General features: G+C 61.1%; 15 protein-coding genes and 1 pseudogene. 12 read left to right on the forward strand and 4 right to left on the reverse strand.

The features are described 5' to 3' along the window. Nucleotides 1–97: 97 nt before the first annotated feature. Entirely contained in the window at nt 98–1,648 is a 1,551-nt protein-coding gene (locus PY649_RS21785) for a trimethylamine methyltransferase family protein (protein WP_285870769.1), read from the reverse strand. 88 nt (nt 1,649–1,736) lie between these two features. Between PY649_RS21785 and PY649_RS21790 the strand changes: the two genes are divergently transcribed. The 3 genes and pseudogenes from PY649_RS21790 to PY649_RS21800 all read left to right on the forward strand — a co-directional run bounded on the left by PY649_RS21790 (nt 1,737) and on the right by PY649_RS21800 (nt 3,332). Continuing rightward, on the forward strand, nt 1,737–2,678 hold the full coding sequence (locus PY649_RS21790; protein ID WP_285870770.1) for a LysR substrate-binding domain-containing protein: 942 nt from the start codon (nt 1,737–1,739) through the stop codon (nt 2,676–2,678). A gap of 47 nt (nt 2,679–2,725) precedes the next feature. Then, a pseudogene (locus PY649_RS21795) lies at nt 2,726–2,890 on the forward strand (peptidoglycan-binding protein); the annotation flags it as partial. 172 nt (nt 2,891–3,062) lie between these two features. Continuing rightward, nucleotides 3,063–3,332 (forward strand): antibiotic biosynthesis monooxygenase, encoded by a 270-nt coding sequence (locus PY649_RS21800; protein WP_285870850.1) that lies wholly within the window; start codon nt 3,063–3,065, stop codon nt 3,330–3,332. A 527-nt stretch (nt 3,333–3,859) separates the two neighbouring features. Here PY649_RS21800 and PY649_RS21805 read toward each other — a convergent pair. Beyond that, nucleotides 3,860–4,051: a DUF6494 family protein gene (locus tag PY649_RS21805; protein WP_285870771.1), complete on the reverse strand. Its 192-nt coding sequence runs from the start codon at nt 4,049–4,051 to the stop codon at nt 3,860–3,862. A 512-nt stretch (nt 4,052–4,563) separates the two neighbouring features. On the opposite strand from PY649_RS21805, the gene rimP reads away from it, so the two are divergent. The 9 genes from rimP (at nt 4,564) to PY649_RS21850 (ending at nt 15,962) form a co-directional block, all read left to right on the forward strand. After that, nucleotides 4,564–5,169 carry a ribosome maturation factor RimP gene (rimP, locus tag PY649_RS21810; RefSeq protein WP_285870772.1) on the forward strand — a complete coding sequence of 202 codons (606 nt, stop codon included), beginning with the start codon at nt 4,564–4,566 and terminating at the stop codon, nt 5,167–5,169. Between the two features lie 62 nt (nt 5,170–5,231). Next, on the forward strand, nt 5,232–6,836 hold the full coding sequence (nusA, locus tag PY649_RS21815; protein WP_285870773.1) for a transcription termination factor NusA: 1,605 nt from the start codon (nt 5,232–5,234) through the stop codon (nt 6,834–6,836). Beyond that, nucleotides 6,833–7,525, forward strand: a complete 693-nt coding sequence (locus PY649_RS21820) for an RNA-binding protein (RefSeq protein WP_285870774.1) — start codon at nt 6,833–6,835, stop codon at nt 7,523–7,525. The genes nusA and PY649_RS21820 overlap by 4 nt, the downstream gene beginning before the upstream one ends. Nucleotides 7,526–7,626: 101 nt before the next feature. Beyond that, entirely contained in the window at nt 7,627–10,374 is a 2,748-nt protein-coding gene (gene infB / locus PY649_RS21825; protein WP_285870776.1) for a translation initiation factor IF-2, read from the forward strand. Nucleotides 10,375–10,450: 76 nt separating this feature from the next. Then, entirely contained in the window at nt 10,451–10,867 is a 417-nt protein-coding gene (gene rbfA / locus PY649_RS21830; RefSeq protein ID WP_285870777.1) for a 30S ribosome-binding factor RbfA, read from the forward strand. Between the two features lie 15 nt (nt 10,868–10,882). After that, nucleotides 10,883–11,815, forward strand: a complete 933-nt coding sequence (gene truB, locus PY649_RS21835; RefSeq protein WP_285870778.1) for a tRNA pseudouridine(55) synthase TruB — start codon at nt 10,883–10,885, stop codon at nt 11,813–11,815. Nucleotides 11,816–11,988: 173 nt separating this feature from the next. Beyond that, a complete protein-coding gene (rpsO, locus tag PY649_RS21840; protein ID WP_104821516.1) occupies nt 11,989–12,258 on the forward strand; it encodes a 30S ribosomal protein S15 in 270 nt (89 codons plus the stop codon). A gap of 326 nt (nt 12,259–12,584) precedes the next feature. Further along, complete coding sequence (gene pnp, locus PY649_RS21845; RefSeq protein ID WP_285870780.1) at nt 12,585–14,723, forward strand: polyribonucleotide nucleotidyltransferase; 2,139 nt, start codon at nt 12,585–12,587, stop codon at nt 14,721–14,723. 222 nt (nt 14,724–14,945) lie between these two features. Continuing rightward, nucleotides 14,946–15,962 carry a class I SAM-dependent methyltransferase gene (locus tag PY649_RS21850; RefSeq protein ID WP_285870782.1) on the forward strand — a complete coding sequence of 339 codons (1,017 nt, stop codon included), beginning with the start codon at nt 14,946–14,948 and terminating at the stop codon, nt 15,960–15,962. Nucleotides 15,963–16,001: 39 nt separating this feature from the next. On the opposite strand, the gene PY649_RS21855 is transcribed toward PY649_RS21850, so the two are convergent. Then, nucleotides 16,002–17,228: an acyltransferase family protein gene (locus PY649_RS21855; RefSeq protein WP_285870784.1), complete on the reverse strand. Its 1,227-nt coding sequence runs from the start codon at nt 17,226–17,228 to the stop codon at nt 16,002–16,004. Between the two features lie 156 nt (nt 17,229–17,384). Then, the gene (locus PY649_RS21860) at nt 17,385–17,963 is read right to left on the reverse strand and encodes a GNAT family N-acetyltransferase (protein ID WP_285870786.1); all 579 of its coding nucleotides are present in this window, start codon (nt 17,961–17,963) and stop codon (nt 17,385–17,387) included. Nucleotides 17,964–18,026: the final 63 nt, after the last annotated feature.

Raw genomic sequence — 18,026 nt, forward strand, 5'->3', positions numbered from 1 at the left:
GACATACGCCTACTCGCCGTCACGGTACGCGTAAGGAACTCGAATCTTCTCCAAAGCCGTCTAAACCCGTTTGACCCCGGCGATATGATGACAAAATTCAATACCAGCCGTCAGCCATCGACGCCTTGCGCCTAGCCATGAAATCGCACAGGGCTTCGTCGACTGCGATATCGAGCGGCGGTTCCTCGTAATTTTCGAGCGTTCTTTTCCACTGCCCGTTGGCGCGGGTTGCAATGTCGGTGGAACCACCTTCCTCGCTCCATTTTTCGAAGGGCTCGTTGTCCGAAAGCGTCGAATCCCAGAATGCGGTCTGATAGTTCCGCATCGTATGGGCCGAGCCCAGGAAATGGCTGCCGGGGCCGACCTCTTCGAAGGCGTCGAAAGCGAGCGTATTGTCGTCGACCGTGACGCCCGCGAGGTAGGAGTGCAATGCCCCACATAGGTCGGCGTCCATCACAAACTTCTCGTAGGACATGGCGAGCAATCCATCCAGGAAACCGGCCGAATGCAGGATGAAGTTCGCCCCGCAATGGATGGCCGACAACATGGACATCAGCCCCTCCTGCATGGCCTGCCCGTCCGGCAGCTTGGAATTGGAGAAGTTGCCGGCACATCTCAGTGGAAGATTAAGCCGCCGCGCGAGCTGCCCGACGACCATCGAGCCGATGGCGGGCTCTGGCGTGCCGAAGGTGGGCGACCCTGAACGCAGCGACATGGAGGATAGGAAATTTCCGAAGATGACCGGAGCGCCCTTGCGCTCGAGCTGCGTAAGGGCGCAGCCGGCCAGCGTTTCGGCATAGGACTGGGCAATTGCTCCCGCATTGGTAACGGGACCCATGGCGCCACCGAGGATGAAGGGCACGATGACGGCAGCCTGATTGGCGCGTGCATAGGCTCGCAACGACTTCGTCATCGTTCCATCCCAGACGAGCGGAGAATTGACGTTGACGTTGCCGAGAATAACGCAGTTTCGGTCGACGAAATCGGCACCGAACAGAATTCGCGTCATCTCAATCGAATCCTCGGCGCGCTCCTCGGCCGTTACCGAGCCCATGAATGCACGGTCGGAATACTTGATGTGGCTGTAGACCATGTCGAGATGGCGCTTGTTAACGGGCACGTCGACCGGCTCGCAGATCGTGCCGCCGGAATGATGCAGCCAAGGGCTTGCCTGGGCTAGCTTGATGAAGTTTCGAAAGTCTTCGATCGTGCCGTAGCGGCGCCCCTTGTCGAGGTCCATGACGAAAGGCGAGCCGTAGGCGGGCGAGAAGACGACCTTCGCTCCGCCGATCTGCACGTTGTTCGCAGGATTGCGGGCGTGCTGGGTGAATTCACGCGGTGCGGAAGCGACGATCTCCTGCAGCATGCCGGGTTCGAACCGGACGCGAACGCCGTCGACGCGGGCTCCGGCCCGCTTCCAGTGATCCACGGACACGGGGTCGTCGCGGAACTCGATGCCGATCTCGGCGAGGATACGATCGGCTGTCCGCTCGATCTTCTGGAGGTTTTCCTCAGAGAGGATGTCGTAGGTGGGTATGTTGCGGACGATATAGGGAACGCCGCGCGGCTTGGTGGTCCCTTCTCGACGAGCGGAACGGCCTCCGCGTCCCCGTCTGCCAGACTTTTCGTCGACCATTGCCTCGCTCATACCGACCTCCCTGATCCCGATGAAGGCTAAGACGACTTCGGGTTTCTGTAACGCTGGAAAAAACTTGGTATCTGTATAAGCTGAGCTTATGGAAACCTTTCGAAGGCTACTGCCATCTGCCTCGGCACTCATCATCTTCGAGGCTGCCGGACGGCATCAGAATTTTAGTCGTGCCGCCGAGGAGCTGGGCATGAGCCAGGCTGCTGTTTCATTGGCCGTTCGAAAGCTCGAAGATCAGCTTGGCGTGCCGCTCTTCCACCGCGAGCGTCGAAATGTTGAACTGACCGACGTCGGGGAGCGCTTCCACGCGGACGTTACTGTAGGCTTGTCGCGCATCCAGAAGTCGGCAGAGGACATTCGAACGAAGGGTCGGGAATCCAATGTTACGCTGGCAGCTTCGACTGCCTTCGGTTCCATGTGGATGCTGCCGCGCCTCGCGCGTCTGCGGGCAGACCTTCCGGATATCGATCTGCGCATCCAGACGAGCGTGCGTGATCTCGACCTGGACGAGGAACCAATTCCACTTGGGGTTCGAGGTGGCGATCCCGCGAATTGGCCGCGTTATCATTCCGCGATGCTGGCGCCGGAGATCGTGTTTCCCGTGGCCAGCCCGCGTTTCATAGAAAAGCGACGGCGCCCGGACCGTCCTGAAGACCTGCTGGGGCTGCCATTGATCCATCTCGAAGAGCCGGTCCGGGCTGCGTGCGACTGGTCCGAATGGTTTGCGAACGCCGGAGTACGGTATGTCCCGCAGCCCCGGCGGCTGACGATCAATGACTATGTCCTCGTCATGCAGGCCGTTTTGGCAGGCGAAGGCATCGCGCTTGGCTGGCAACATCTTATCGAAGAACAGCTTCGATCTGGGGCGCTGGTCGCTGTCGGCGGGCATGTCCTGAATACCAATATGGCGTTCCATGTCGTTTGGCCGCGATCGAGGGAACTCAACACACAGGCGCAGCGTGTACGCGATTGGCTTATCGAAGAAGGAAGACGGAGTCGCGAAGAGGACAAGGCGCTTCGGTCCGCCTAACCGCTCGCGGCGATATGTCCGCTTCTGATGCAAAGTTCCCTTCAATGATGCTGCGCTCCGACGTCACCGGCATGCAGGTGACCTTGGAGCGCAAGGGATGCGATGTCGGCGGCATCGACGGACTGCCGGGCTACAAGACCCGGCGATCGATCGGCCAATGGCAGGAAAAGAGCGGCCGCAAACCCACCTCCTATCCCGACAGTTCAATGCTCGCCGACCGGACTGAAAGAACTGACCCAAACGCGCGGTCTGCTTTGTCCACATCCCGTAAGCGAATGGCCGAAGCGCAAACAGCCAGATATTTCCCTAAGCTTTAACGTCTTTTCGGTGATATTCTGACGCGCCGGAGGCCCCACCATGAAAATGCAAAAGCGGGAGGATGAAATGACGACACTGTTTGTGAGGCACGATGTTTCAGACTACGCGGCCTGGCGTAAAGTATACGATGAGTTTCGGCCCGTGCAGAAGGCAAACGGGGTTACAGCAGAGGCGGTCTATCAAGCCACCGACAATCCCAACGACGTTACCGTCATCCATGAGTTCGCCACGATTGAAGCAGCTCAAGCCTTCGGTAAGCTGGAAGAGCTAAAGGCGGCGATGCGCAGGGGAGGCGTGTTGGGCGCGCCGACGGTGTGGTTCACCAACAAGGCCTGAAAACCTGTTAAGATGACTTTCGCAGGGCAAGGCTTTGCTGCTTTGCTGCCTGTCGTTTGGTGCGACGCCGGTTACGTCCGCTATCGGGCGTGAAGCTATCATTGTGGTCGGCCGTGCAACACCGTACCGCCGCGGGGAAATGGCGACAAGAATCGGCCCCGCCGGCGCCGCTCCAGCTTGGAAATTAAGTGCCACGCGTCCTTTTCGCGTCATAATAATCGGCTGACAATACGTTCCAGCCCAACTACGGTCCACGACAGGCGTGCGTCTCGCCTTACTATTGACGGCCCGCACTGCTGATCAAAGCACCAAGTCGTGGCGTGCGCGTGGTACGGAGACTCGTCGAAAATGCGAGACCGCACGTGGCGCAGGACAGGCGCGGCTTTCTGCCAAATCTATTGGGCTACGCGCCACGGCAATTCATAGTGCTTTAGCGACCTTCGTGCGTCTGGTGAGACACACGGTGCTGTAAAGCGGCTAACGTAAGTACCGTCTCGCTGGAAGAGCGGCTTGATCACCTCGCCTGCCTACGGAAGTTCGATTTCGCCGTCCACCACGTGGTTGAGGCCGGTGCCTTCCGCCGTCAATGTAATGCGGACCTTCAGCTTTTTGCCTCCGATCTGCCCGTCGCGCACCGTCTCCTCGATCTTGCGCTGTGAGGTTACGCCGACTTCCTTCAGGAATTTGCGGATCGACATGTTGAAGGCGTCTTCGCTCATGGTGGAGTCCTCTGCATCCGGAAGGGATTGTAAGGAAAGGCGAGCGGTCAGGAAAGCTGGAATGGAGGCGCGGCGCCAAAATTCAACCCGAGCCGGGAGATCGGTCAATGGCAGGAAAAGGACAGTCACGAGCCCGCCTGTCATCCCGACAGCTCGATGCCCAGGGGGGGCTGAAATAGGCCGAATTCGGTAACAGTTGCCATCAGCGGCTGCTTTCAGCCCTAAGCGGACGGCACACGCCATCCTCGAGGGAAACCATCGTAGGCATCCCAATGGCCGCAAATGGCGCAAAGTTGTCGTCAATGATGCTTCGGAAGACTTGGTGGCACCTGCTGCAGAATTCCGGAAATAGGCGGCGAAGCCTGGTTTCGGTGTGAAGACCTTGCAATTTGACGGGAACGGGCTTATATCCGTATCAAATTCTTGATCGTGCGATGAAGAGTGGGCCGCAAGGACCCGCTCTTTTTTATTAGCTCGATCTCCAAATGCATCGACAATGCAGGAGTGAACGCTTGTCGGAAGAGACAAACGCAGACAACGCCAACGAACCGCGGCTGATCGTCGAAACCGGCCTTGACCAGCGCATTGCCGCCATCATCGAGCCCGTGCTCGTCGGCATGGGCTTCCGTTTGGTGCGTGCGCGCCTCCTCAATCAGAACGGCCTGACATTGCAGATCATGACCGAGCGCAACGACGGCACCATGACCGTCGAGGATTGCGAAGAGGTCTCGACGGCGATTTCGCCGGTGCTGGATGTGGAAGATCCGATTGATAAAGCGTATCATCTGGAAGTGTCTTCGCCCGGTATCGACCGCCCGATGGTGCGCAAATCGGATTTCAGCCGCTGGATCGGCCATCTCATCAAGTGCGAGACCTCGATCCTGGTGGATAACCGCAAGCGGTTCCGCGGCAAGATCGCCGATGTCAGCGCCGATGGTTTTACGATCGAGCGCGACCAGGTCGCTTACGGCGAAGAGCCGAAGGTGACCATTCCGTTCAGTACGCTGGCTGACGCCAAGCTGATCCTGACGGACGATCTCATCCGCGATGCGCTGCGCGCCGACAAGCTGGCAAAAGCCCAGGCTGCGAACCAGAACGAAGCGGACGAAGAAGAATAACCGATCAACGAACCGCTCTACGGGACGGGAACCCCTGGGCAGGAAGACGGAGACTAAAGACAATGGCAGTCAGTGCGAACCGGCTAGAACTTCTGCAGATCGCAGATGCAGTGGCGCGCGAAAAGGTCATCGACCGCGAGATCGTGCTTGCCGCGATGGCGGACGCGATCCAGAAGGCCGCGCGTTCGCGTTATGGTACGGAATCGAACATCCGCGCCGACATCAACCCGAAGACCGGCGAAATCCGCCTGCAGCGCCTGCTCGAAGTCGTCGAAAAGGCCGAGGACTATTCCACGCAGATCCCGCTGGAACTCGCCCGCGACCGCAACCCGGATGCCGTTCTCGGCGATTTCATCGCCGATCCGCTGCCGCCGATGGATTTCGGCCGTATCGCGGCCCAGTCGGCCAAGCAGGTCATCGTGCAGAAGGTGCGCGAAGCCGAGCGTGACCGTCAGTTCGACGAATTCAAGGATCGCGTCGGCGAAATCGTCAACGGCACCGTTAAGCGCGTCGAATACGGCAACGTCATCGTCGACCTCGGCCGCGGCGAAGGCATTATCCGCCGCGACGAGATGATCCCGCGCGAGAACTTCCGCTATGGCGACCGCGTCCGCGCCTATGTCTACGACGTGCGCCGCGAACAGCGCGGCCCGCAGATCTTCCTGTCACGCACGCATCCGCAGTTCATGGTCAAGCTCTTCACCATGGAAGTGCCTGAAATCTACGACGGCATCATCCAGGTGAAGTCGGTTGCCCGCGATCCGGGCTCGCGCGCCAAAATCGCCGTCATTTCGAACGACTCGTCAATCGATCCGGTCGGCGCCTGCGTCGGTATGCGCGGTTCGCGCGTTCAGGCCGTCGTCGGCGAACTGCAGGGCGAAAAGATCGACATCATCCCGTGGTCCAGCGAGCCGGCGAACTTCGTCGTCAACGCGCTGCAGCCGGCCGAAGTCGCCAAGGTCGTTCTCGATGAAGATGCCGAGCGCATCGAAGTCGTGGTTCCGGACGAACAGCTGTCGCTCGCCATCGGCCGTCGCGGCCAGAACGTCCGCCTCGCTTCGCAGCTGACCGGCTGGGACATCGACATCATGACGGAAGCGGAAGAATCCGAGCGCCGTCAGAAGGAATTCAACGAGCGCACCAACCTGTTCATGGATGCACTCGATGTCGACGAGATGGTCGGCCAGGTTCTTGCTTCCGAAGGCTTTGCCGCAGTCGAGGAACTGGCTTACGTCGATCTCGACGAAATTTCGTCCATCGACGGTTTCGATGAAGAGACCGCCCAGGAAATCCAGGATCGCGCCCGCGAATATCTGGAACGACTGGAAGCCGAAATGGACGAGAAGCGCAAGGCGCTCGGCGTCTCCGACGAGCTGCGCCAGATCAACGGCATGACCGCGCAGATGATGGTCGCCCTCGGTGAGGACGGCATCAAGACGATCGAGGACTTCGCCGGCTGCGCCGCGGACGATCTCGTCGGCTGGACCGAGCGCAAGAACGGCGAAACGAAGAAGTTCGAAGGCCTGTTCTCCAAGCTCGAAGTCTCGCGCGTCGAAGCTGAGCAGATGGTCGTGCAGGCCCGCCTGCTGGCCGGCTGGATCACCGAAGCCGATCTCGCCACTGAGGCCGAAGAGGCCACGGAGGATGAGGCCGAGCAAGAAGCATGATGAGCACCGGGGAGCCGGACGCACCGCCTGAGGACGATGATCTCGGGGGTGGCGACGTGAACGGCCGGATGTGCATCGTAACACGCGAAAGCGGATCGCCCGACGAGCTGATCCGCTTCGTCGCCGCTCCGGACGGAACCGTGGTTCCCGATCTGAAGCGGCAACTGCCGGGACGCGGCTGCTGGGTCAAACTCGACCGGGCGCTGGTGGACAAGGCAGTGGCGAAGAAGATGTTTTCCCGCGCCCTGAAGGCGGAGGTGACGGCACCGAGCAATCTCGGCGCCACCGTCGACCGGCTTCTTGCGGCGCAGCTTGCCGGGATGATGAACATGGCGCGCAAGGCGGGCCAGTTCGTCAGCGGTTCGTCGAAGGTCGATGGCGCGGTTCGCAACGGCTCGGCACTTGCCGTGTTCCATGCGATGGATGCCGCCGCCGACGGCGTTCGCAAGATCGATCAGGCTCGAAAGGCCTGGCATCTCGGGATGGAGACTGAAAAGGAAATACCGTCATTCCGTGTCTTCACGGAGGCGGAAATGGAAGAACTGATGGGCCAGAACGCTTTTATCCATGCCGCAGCGCTTGCAGGGCAGGCAGGTGAGGGTGTAGTGAAGCGCGCAAACCTGCTCGAACGGTACCGCAACGGCGGTCAGTCCCGGGCAACGGGCGGCGCTGGCCGGCGAAAACAATGACGCGGTCACCGGCCGATGCCGGACGCCTCATTAAGGTACATGCATTGAACGACAGGGTGTGACGGACGATTCCGTACCCTGTCCGAAGGAACGGGAACGGAATGACCGACAATAAAGACGACAAGACGCTGAGTGTTTCGGGTAAGAAGACCCTCACCCTGAAGCCCTCAGGCGTGAACCAGGGCACCGTGCGCCAGGACATGGGCCGCGGTCGCACCAAGGCGGTCGTGGTCGAGACTCGCAAGCGTCGCCCGCTACGCCCTGAAGACGAAAAGCCGATGACCACCCCGACGACGACGGCTGCCGCGACGGCATCCGTGACGCGTGTCGCCGAACCGACACCGCAGCCGCCGCGCCCGCCGCAGCCGGCTCCGCGCATTCATCAGCCGGGTGGCCAGCAGCAGCGGCCGCAGCAATCCAGTCAGAACAACCAGCAGCGCCCGCAGCAGGACCGTTCATCGCGACCGGTGGTTCTGAACCATCTGTCGGCCGGCGAAATGGATGCGCGCCGCCGTGCGCTTGCCGAAGCCCAGGCGCGTGACGCCGCCGATGCGGTCCGCCGCGCCGAGGAAGAGGCCCGCCGCCAGCAGGAAGAGGAAGCCCGCCGCATCGCGGAGCAGGCTGAAGCAGCCCGCCTCGCCGCGGAAGAGGCTGCCCGCGCCGCCGAGGCCAAGGTCGTGGAGGCAGCTCCCGCGCCGGTCGAAGCCAAGGTGGAAGCACCGAAGCCGGCCGAACAGCCGGCCGCAGCCCCTGTTGTTGCCCGTCGCCCGGATACAGCTCCTCAGCCTGCGCGCCCCGGCGCTCCTGCCATGGAAACGCCGGCCAACCGCCGCCGTCCTCTCAATCAAGAAGACGACGATCGCGGCCCGCCCCGTGGCGCTCCGGCACGCGGCAAGGTGGTGCGCCCCGAACCGGCAAAGCCGGTCACCACGCGTCCGAAGACCGACGAAGAGCGCCGCCGCGGCAAGCTGACGGTAACGACGGCCGATGTCGACGAAGACGGCAACGCCCGTGGTCGCTCGCTTTCGGCCATGCGCCGCCGCCAGGAAAAATTCCGCCGCAGCCAGATGCAGGAAACGCGCGAAAAGATTTCGCGTGAAGTCGTGCTGCCGGAGACCATCACTATCCAGGAACTGTCGCAGCGCATGTCCGAACGCGCCGTCGACGTCATCAAGTTCCTGATGAAGGAAGGTCAGATGATGAAGCCGGGCGACGTCATCGACGCCGACCTAGCCGAGCTCATCGCCGGCGAATTCGGCCACACGGTCAAGCGCGTCTCGGAATCCGATATCGAACAGGGCATCTTCAACGTTGCCGACGAGGATGGCGAACTGGTTTCCCGTCCCCCCGTCGTCACCATCATGGGCCACGTCGACCACGGCAAGACCTCGCTGCTCGATGCCATCCGCCATGCGAACGTGGTAGCCGGCGAAGCCGGTGGCATCACCCAGCATATCGGCGCCTATCAGGTCGAACAGAACGGTCAGAAGATCACCTTCATCGACACGCCCGGCCACGCCGCCTTCACGGCAATGCGTGCTCGTGGCGCCCAGGCGACCGACATCGCGATCCTGGTGGTAGCAGCCGACGACAGCGTGATGCCGCAGACGATCGAATCGATCAACCACGCCAAGGCGGCGGGTGTTCCGATCATCGTGGCCATCAACAAGATCGACAAGCACGAAGCCAATCCGCAGAAGGTCCGCACGGAACTGCTGCAGCACGAGGTCTTCGTCGAATCCATGGGCGGTGAAGTGCTCGACGTGGAAGTCTCCGCGAAGAACGGCACCAACCTCGACAAGCTGCTCGAAGCCATCCTGCTGCAGGCGGAAATCCTTGACCTCAAGGCCAATCCGAACCGCACGGCGGAAGGTACCGTCATCGAAGCCCAGCTCGACCGCGGCCGTGGCTCCGTGGCCACTGTCCTGGTGCAGAAGGGCACGCTTCGTCCGGGCCAGATCGTCGTTGCCGGCGATCAGTGGGGCCGCGTGCGTGCACTGGTCAACGACAAGGGCGAACACGTGAAGGAAGCGACGCCGGCAACGCCGGTCGAGGTTCTCGGTCTGTCGGGCACGCCGGCGGCAGGCGATAAGTTCGCGGTCGTCGAAAGCGAAAGCCGCGCCCGCGAGATTTCCGAATACCGCCAGCGTCTGGCGCGCGACAAGGCGGCTGCCCGTCAGTCCGGTCAGCGCGGCTCGCTCGAACAGATGATGACCCAGCTTCAGGCTGTCGGCGTGAAGGAATTCCCGCTGGTGATCAAGGGCGACGTGCAGGGCTCAATCGAAGCCATTGCCGGCGCGCTCGACAAGCTTGGCACCGACGAAGTTCGTGCCCGTATCGTCCACTCGGGCGCAGGCGGGATCACCGAGTCGGATGTATCGCTTGCCGAAGCGTCCAATGCGGCCATCATCGGCTTCAACGTCCGCGCCAACGCCCAGGCACGTACGTTCGCCGAGCGCCAGGGTATCGAAATCCGCTACTACAACATCATCTACGATCTCGTCGATGACGTGAAGGCGGCGATGTCGGGCCTCCTGTCTCCGGAACGGCGCGAAACCTTCCTCGGCAATGCCGAAATCCTCGAGGTGTTCAACATCACGAAGGTCGGCAAGGTCGCAGGTTGCCGTGTCACCGAAGGCAAGGTCGAGCGCGGCGTCGGTGTCCGTCTGGTGCGCGACAACGTCGTCATCCACGAAGGCAAGCTCAAGACGCTCAAGCGCTTCAAGGATGAAGTCTCCGAAGTCAATGTCGGCCAGGAATGCGGCATGGCGTTCGAGAACTACGAAGACATTCGCATCGGCGACACGATCGAGTGCTTCCGCGTCGAGCACATCACCCGCACGCTGTAAGGCAAGACAGATTGAAACATTGGGACGGGCGCCGGAACATCCAGTCCGGCGCCCGAACCTTTTGGGACCAAGACAAATGGCAACAAGACCAACTTCTTCCGCGCCATCGCAGCGCATGCTTCGCGTCGGCGAGCAGGTACGCGCCGCGATCACGCAGGTTCTGCAGCGCGGCGAGGTGCGCGACGACCTGATCGAGCGCACCGTGATCTCCATTTCCGAGGTGCGCATGTCGCCGGATCTGAAGATCGCCACCGCCTATGTGACGCCGCTCGGCGTCGCCGACCACCAGACGGTCATCGAAACGCTCAATCGCCATGCGAAATTCATCCGCGGCCGCCTTGGACCGCAGCTTAGGCAGATGAAATACATGCCGGAGATCCGCTTTCGCGACGACACAAGCTTCGACAACTACCAGAAGATCGATGCGCTGCTGCGCTCGCCGGAGGTCCAGCGCGACCTCGAAGATGGCGATACCGACACCGACAAAGACTGATAACAGAGACAGAGAATGTCCAAACCACGCAAGCCCAAAGGCCGCCCGATTTCCGGCTGGCTGATCCTCGACAAACCGGTGGACTTCGGCTCGACAGAGGCCGTTTCCAAGATCAAATGGCTGTTCAAGGCACAGAAGGCGGGCCATGCCGGCACGCTCGATCCGCTTGCCTCCGGCATGCTGCCGATCGCACTTGGCGACGCCACCAAGACCGTTCCCTACGTCATGGACGGCCGGAAGATCTATGAATTCACCGTCACCTGGGGCGAGGAACGCGCCACGGACGACCTCGAAGGCGAGGTGACCGCGACTTCGGACAAGCGTCCGAGCGAAGAGGATATTCGCGCACTGCTGCCGAAATATACGGGCGTCGTCCACCAGATCCCACCGCAGTTTTCCGCAATCAAGATCGCCGGCGAGCGCGCCTATGATCTTGCCCGTGACGGTGAAACGGTCGAAATCCCGTCGCGCGAAGTGGAGATTTTCCGCCTGACGCTGCTCGCATGCCCGGATGCCAACACGACGCATTTCGAAGTGGAGTGCGGCAAGGGCACCTATGTTCGCGCACTCGCCCGCGATTTCGGCCGCGATCTCGGCTGTTACGGCCATATTTCCGGCCTGCGCCGCAGCTTCGTCGCCCCCTTCGCCGAGGAGGCGATGGTGCCGCTCGCTGATCTCGTCGCGCTCGAGGTAATCGAGGATGCGGACGAACGGCTCGCCGCTCTCGACGCGCTGCTGATCGACACGGCGGAAGCGCTGTCGGCCCTGCCCCACCTCGTCATCAACGATGATCAGGCCCATCGCCTGAAGATGGGCAATCCCATACTCGTGCGCGGGCGCGATGCGCCGGTTGCCGAGACTGAGGCTTATGCCACGGCACGCGGCAAGTTGATCGCCATCGGCGAGATCGGCCAAGGCGAGTTCCGGCCCAAGCGAGTTTTTGTGTAAGAATCACCTTCGCCACCAGAGGGGAAGGCAAAAACACGATGCTCTTCCCTTTGCAGCCCAAATAGTCTATAGGCAGCGCCAGCATCGGGCCTGCCCGATTGCATTCGCGGCCAATGCTGGACGACATCCCGGCGTTTGGCGACATTATTTCCTCTCATAGAAAGGACCATCCGATGTCGATTACTGCTGAGCGCAAGGCTGCGCTGATCAAGGAATACGCTACCGCCGAAGGCGACACCGGTTCTCCGGAAGTCCAGGTTGCGATCCTGACCGAGCGCATCAACAACCTCACCAACCACTTCAAGGACCACAAGAAGGACAATCACTCCCGCCGTGGCCTCCTGACGATGGTTTCCAGCCGGCGCTCGCTTCTTGATTACCTCAAGAAGAAGGACGAAGGCCGTTATACCAAGCTGATCTCCAGCCTCGGTATCCGCCGCTAATCGAATTTTCCGGCGGGCGTTCGCGTGAACGTCCGCCGGATGCTTATGAAGGGTTTGAAACCCGACAAACTTGTTTCCGTCGCGCGTTTCCGTTTGCGCGATGTGAGACGGCCGGCAGGCCGGATGGGCCGGTTCTGCCAATTACAACCGTTGACCTGTCATGGGGCAGGATTGCCGGATGCTTTCAGCCGAAGCTTCATGCTTCGGCCGATCCTTGAAAGCCTCTCGTTGTCTTGCCCGTGATGCGTCACACTTCGTGCGGTTGAAGACGCGCCTGCCGATCCATGGGTAACGGCGCTTTTTCCCGCACCACGCAAGGACAAGATATGTTCGATATCCATACCGTCGAAATCGAGTGGGCCGGCCGCCCGCTGAAGCTCGAGACCGGCAAGATCGCCCGCCAGGCTGATGGCGCCGTCATCGCAACCTACGGCGAGACTGTGGTTCTCGCCACCGTCGTTTCCGCCAAGTCGCCGAAGCCGGGCCAGGATTTCTTCCCGCTCACCGTCAACTACCAGGAAAAGACCTATGCAGCCGGCAAGATTCCCGGCGGCTATTTCAAGCGCGAAGGACGTCCGAGCGAAAACGAAACCCTCGTTTCCCGCCTGATCGACCGCCCGATCCGTCCGCTTTTCCCGGAAGGCTACAAGAACGACACGCAGGTCGTCGTCACCGTCATCCAGCATGACCTCGAAAACGATCCGGATGTGCTGTCCATGGTCGCCACCTCGGCTGCGCTGACCCTTTCCGGCATTCCGTTCATGGGCCCGATCGGCGGCGCCCGCGTCGGCTACATCAACGGCGAATACGTGCTCAACCCGCATCTCGACGAAATGGATGAATCGACCCTCGATCTCGTCGTCGCCGGCACGCAGGAAGCCGTTCTGATGGTTGAGTCCGAAGCGAAGGAACTGCCGGAAGACGTCATGCTCGGCGCCGTCATGTTCGGCCATCGCGGCTTCCAGCCGGTGATCGATGCGATCATCAAGCTCGCAGAAGTCGCCGCCAAGGAACCGCGCGATTTTACGCCGGACGATTTCTCGGAACTCGAAACCGAAATGCTCGGCCTTGCCGAAGCCGAACTGCGCGAAGCCTACAAGATCACTCAGAAGGCTGATCGCTACGCCGCCGTCGACGCCGTGAAGGCCAAGGTCAAGGCCCACTTCCTGCCCGAGGAAGGCGAAGCCAAATACACCGCCGAAGAAGTCGGCGCCATCTTCAAGCACCTGCAGGCAAAGATCGTTCGGTGGAACATCCTCGACACCTCCAGCCGCATCGATGGCCGCGACCTGCAGACGGTTCGCCCGATCGTTGCCGAAGTCGGCCTGCTGCCGCGCACGCACGGTTCCGCTCTCTTTACCCGCGGTGAAACGCAGGCGGTTGTCGTTGCCACGCTCGGCACCGGCGAAGACGAGCAGTATGTCGACAGCCTAACCGGCATGTACAAAGAAAACTTCATGCTGCACTACAACTTCCCGCCCTACTCGGTCGGCGAAACCGGTCGCATGGGTTCTCCGGGCCGCCGCGAAATCGGCCATGGCAAGCTCGCATGGCGCGCCATCCACCCGATGCTGCCGTCGGCGGAGCAGTTCCCCTACACGCTGCGCGTCGTCTCGGAAATCACCGAGTCCAACGGCTCGTCCTCGATGGCCACCGTTTGCGGCACCTCGCTGGCGCTGATGGATGCCGGCGTACCGCTGGCAAAGCCGGTTGCCGGTATCGCCATGGGCCTGATCAAGGAAGAAGAGCGCTTCGCGGTTCTCTCCGACATCCTGGGTGACGAAGATCACCTCGGCGACATGGACTTCAAAGTTGCCGGCACGGAAGCCGGTATCACCTCGCTGCAGATGGACATCAAGATCGACGGCATCACCGAAGAGATCATGAAGGTGGCCCTGAACCAGGCGAAGGGCGGCCGTCTGCACATCCTCGGCGAAATGGCCAAGGCCATCTCCGAAAGCCGTGGCCAGCTCGGCGAATTCGCCCCGCGCATCGAAGTCATGAACATCCCGGTCGACAAGATCCGCGAAGTCATCGGCTCCGGCGGCAAGGTCATCCGCGAAATCGTCGAAAAGACCGGCGCGAAGATCAACATCGAAGACGACGGCACGGTCAAGATCGCTTCGTCCTCCGGCAAGGAAATCGAAGCCGCCCGCAAGTGGATCCATTCGATCGTCGCCGAGCCGGAAGTCGGCCAGATCTACGAAGGCACGGTCGTCAAGACCGCGGACTTCGGCGCTTTCGTCAACTTCTTCGGCGCACGCGACGGTCTCGTCCACATCTCGCAACTCGCCTCCGAGCGCGTCGCCAAGACGCAGGATGTCGTCAAGGAAGGCGACAAGGTCTGGGTCAAGCTGCTCGGCTTCGATGAGCGCGGCAAGGTCCGCCTGTCCATGAAGGTCGTCGATCAGGCGACCGGCAAGGAAATCGCTGCCGAAAAGAAGAAGGACGACGCGGCCGAATAAGCCCCGCCTTTACTCACGTTCCGGGGCGCGGGATCTTTTCCGCGCCCTTTTTAATTGAATGCCTTCGGTCTGGCCCAATTTCGCTGAACCTGCGTCCCCGGCCCCTCACCCTAGCCCTCTCCCCGTCCCAAGGAGAGGGCTAGGGTGAGGGGCAAGCATGAGGTAGAAAATGGCGCGCATAGCCGACGAGCGAAACCCATTCCCACTGACGAGACCATGCCTATGAGCCGCGATGCCCTGAAGACCCTGTTCCACCCCCTTGCCTCCGGCACTGTCGACGTGCCCGGCGAAGGCGAGCGCATCCTGTTTCTCGGAGCTGAAGCGGGCTTTTCGCTGCCGGACGGTTTTGCGGCATCGCTTTCCGCCGTCCAGGGGTTCAGGCCCTTCTTTCGCCAGCTTCAGGCGCAACGCATCGATGTGACGCCGGAGATCGAAGGTGCGGATTATGACGGCGCACTGGTGCTTTGCACTAAGCACAAGGGTGAGAATGAAGATCATATCGCCCAGGCGCTTTCACGTGTGAAGGAAGGCGGCCTCATCGTCGTCGCCGGCGGCAAGGAAGATGGCATTCAGCCGCTGCGCAAGCGCATCGAAGGTCTTGGCCTGGATGTCGGCCATATGCCGAAATATCACGGCGTTGCTTCCTGGTTTGCGCGTCCGGCCGATATCAGCGTCCTGACGGCGCAATTGGCGAAACCGGCCATGCGCATCGACGGCCGCTTCACCACCGCTGCCGGGATGTTCTCGCACGACCGCTTCGACGCCGGCTCGGAACTGCTGGCATCGCGCCTGCCAACTGATTTTTCCGGCGACGCCGCCGATTTCGGCGCGGGCTGGGGCTATCTCTCGGTGGAACTGGCGACCAAGTCACCGAGGATCGCGCGTCTGGACCTCTACGAGGCCCACTACGAAGCGCTGGAGGCGGCCCGCGCCAATCTCCTGGAAAACTGCCCGAAGGTCGCTCAGCGCTTCTTCTGGCACGATCTGGCGAGCGAGCCGATCAAGGATAAATACGATCTGGTGATCATGAACCCACCCTTCCATCAAGGCCATGCCGCCGAGCCTTCGCTCGGCCAGGCGATGATCAAGGCGGCATCCTCGGCACTGCGCAGCGGCGGCCGCCTAATGCTGGTCGCCAATCGTGGGCTGCCCTACGAGCCGGTACTGGCGGAAAATTTCCGAGAGCATGGCGAGACCTGCCGCAATGCCCGCTTCAAGGTGCTGTGGGCGAAAAAATAAGCGACGAAGGCGGCCAATCGGCCGCCTTTCTTTTATGGGTTAGGCCTCGCCAGTTCGACCTGGGCGGGGCATCAGGTGATCGCGCAGACTCAGGAAGTTCCTTTCGACGAGAAACCAGAGCGTCGCCGCCACGATGAAGCAGGTGGCGAAATAGATCACGAAGCCTGAGAGCCCCAGAAGATTGTCCTTGCCGAACGCCATCTGATCGAGATGGTAGACGCCCTTGTGGGTCAGGTAGAGGCTGTAGGAGAGCGTCGCGATACCTGATACCGCCGGAAGATGCCAACGCCCGATCCTCGACTGCAGGTCCAGCAGTGCGCCTAGAATGAGGGCTATTCCCGCCGAGAAAAGCGGAAAGCCGATGACCGCGCCTGGAAGAGGCTGAAACACGAGCGGTAAACTGGTTTCCGCGAAAGGCCCGCGGGCGGAAAAGATCACGAGGGCCGCTATCACGAACATGCTGCCGACAGCGAGCACGAGGTATGGCGGCATATATCTTTCCCATAGCAGCGGCTTGAATAGCCGGATCGCTGCCAGAACGACGCCGAAGGTCAGCCCGTCCAGGCGATTGTAAGTCGGATAATAGACATCCCTGAGATAGACGGCGAGCGCTGCCTTGTAGGCCTGCATTTCGACAGCCGGGCCGACCTGGCTCTGCCAGAGCGCAAACCTCAGGCCCACACCGGCCATCACGATCGTCACAACCAGACAAGCGATGAAAACCACCGTCGCGCGCCGCTTCAGCAAGACGACGAGAACCGGCAGGACGAGATAGAAATGCTCCTCGACGCTTAGCGACCAGGCCTCGGTGAACGTGCCGCCCGCGCGCGGATCGAGCCCGAAATTGACCGTGAAGGTCAGGAACCGCCACGCCGATTGCATCGTCGGCGCGTCGCGCAGTGATGGGATGAACGTGTAGAAGGCCAGCACGAGCAGAAAGGCCGGCAATATGCGAAACGCTCGGCGCAGGTAGAAGGCCTTGAAGTCGACGGTTTTGCGGCGCGCGGCTTCGGCCATCAGCTGGCTTCCGATGAGATAGCCGCTGAGCACGAAGAATATATCGACGCCGATCCAGCCGTAGGGCCTGATCCCGGCCAACGGCAGCGGGGCCGCCTCCTCCGGCAGATGCACGAACATGACCAGCAGGATGGCAAGCGCGCGCAATATATCCGGCCCCAATGCCCGCGCGGTGGCAGGGGCTTCGAGCGATGTTGTCTCGTCCAATGGATCGAGCGGCTTGGGACTGGCAACAGTTATGGTGTTCACGGTGGGGTTCCCGTAAATGGCTGGTGAATGCCGATGGACATGCAGGAAATACTGTTGAATGCGCCAGATGTATCGGAATTCCGGCCGGTCGTAACGGGCCATCCCCGGCAAGATAGAATTAACCTAAAATTTTCGTAAAATCTTATGGAATGGAGATTAACGCGGCCGATTCGGCGCTCTTGAAGCCCATTCGCGGCTCAGCACGGCATAGATATATTCATCACCCCAGACGCTGTTGAAGCGATCATTCTCGACCAGGTGCGCCTCGCGACGCAGGCCCAGCCGTTCGACGACGCCGATGGAGCCAACATTCCTCGCATCCAGCCGCGCGAAAATCCGATGAAAGCCGAATCTATCGAAGCCGAAGGTGATGATGGCTTCAGCCGCTTCGGTCGCGTATCCCTTGCCGGCATAGGCCGGATTGAAGATATAGCCGACCTCGGCCTGCAGTGCGGCCTTGTTGGTAAGTTTCAGGCTGACCTGACCCAGCAGGGCATCATCCTCGCGCCGAACAACGGCACAGCGGAGAATATCGCCGTCTTCCGACAAACGCATATTCAAACCGGCATCGAAACGCTCGCGCAACTCCTGTGCCGACGGTGGATCGCTGTAGAGGAAACGGTAGACGGCCGGCAGCGAGCGATAAGCGCTATAGGCTTCGAAATCTTCAGGGACGAATCCTCTGAGGATGAGACGTTCGGTGGCTGCGAAGGGTTCGGCGTCGCTGGACGTCATCGGGAATCCTCTGAAAGGATATCCGGAAATTCTGTCCTCCCGGCCAAGGGCCGAGAGGACAAT

It is taken from the genome of Rhizobium mayense (genome assembly GCF_030272705.1).
GTDB classification, from domain to species: Bacteria; Pseudomonadota; Alphaproteobacteria; order Rhizobiales; family Rhizobiaceae; genus Rhizobium; species Rhizobium mayense.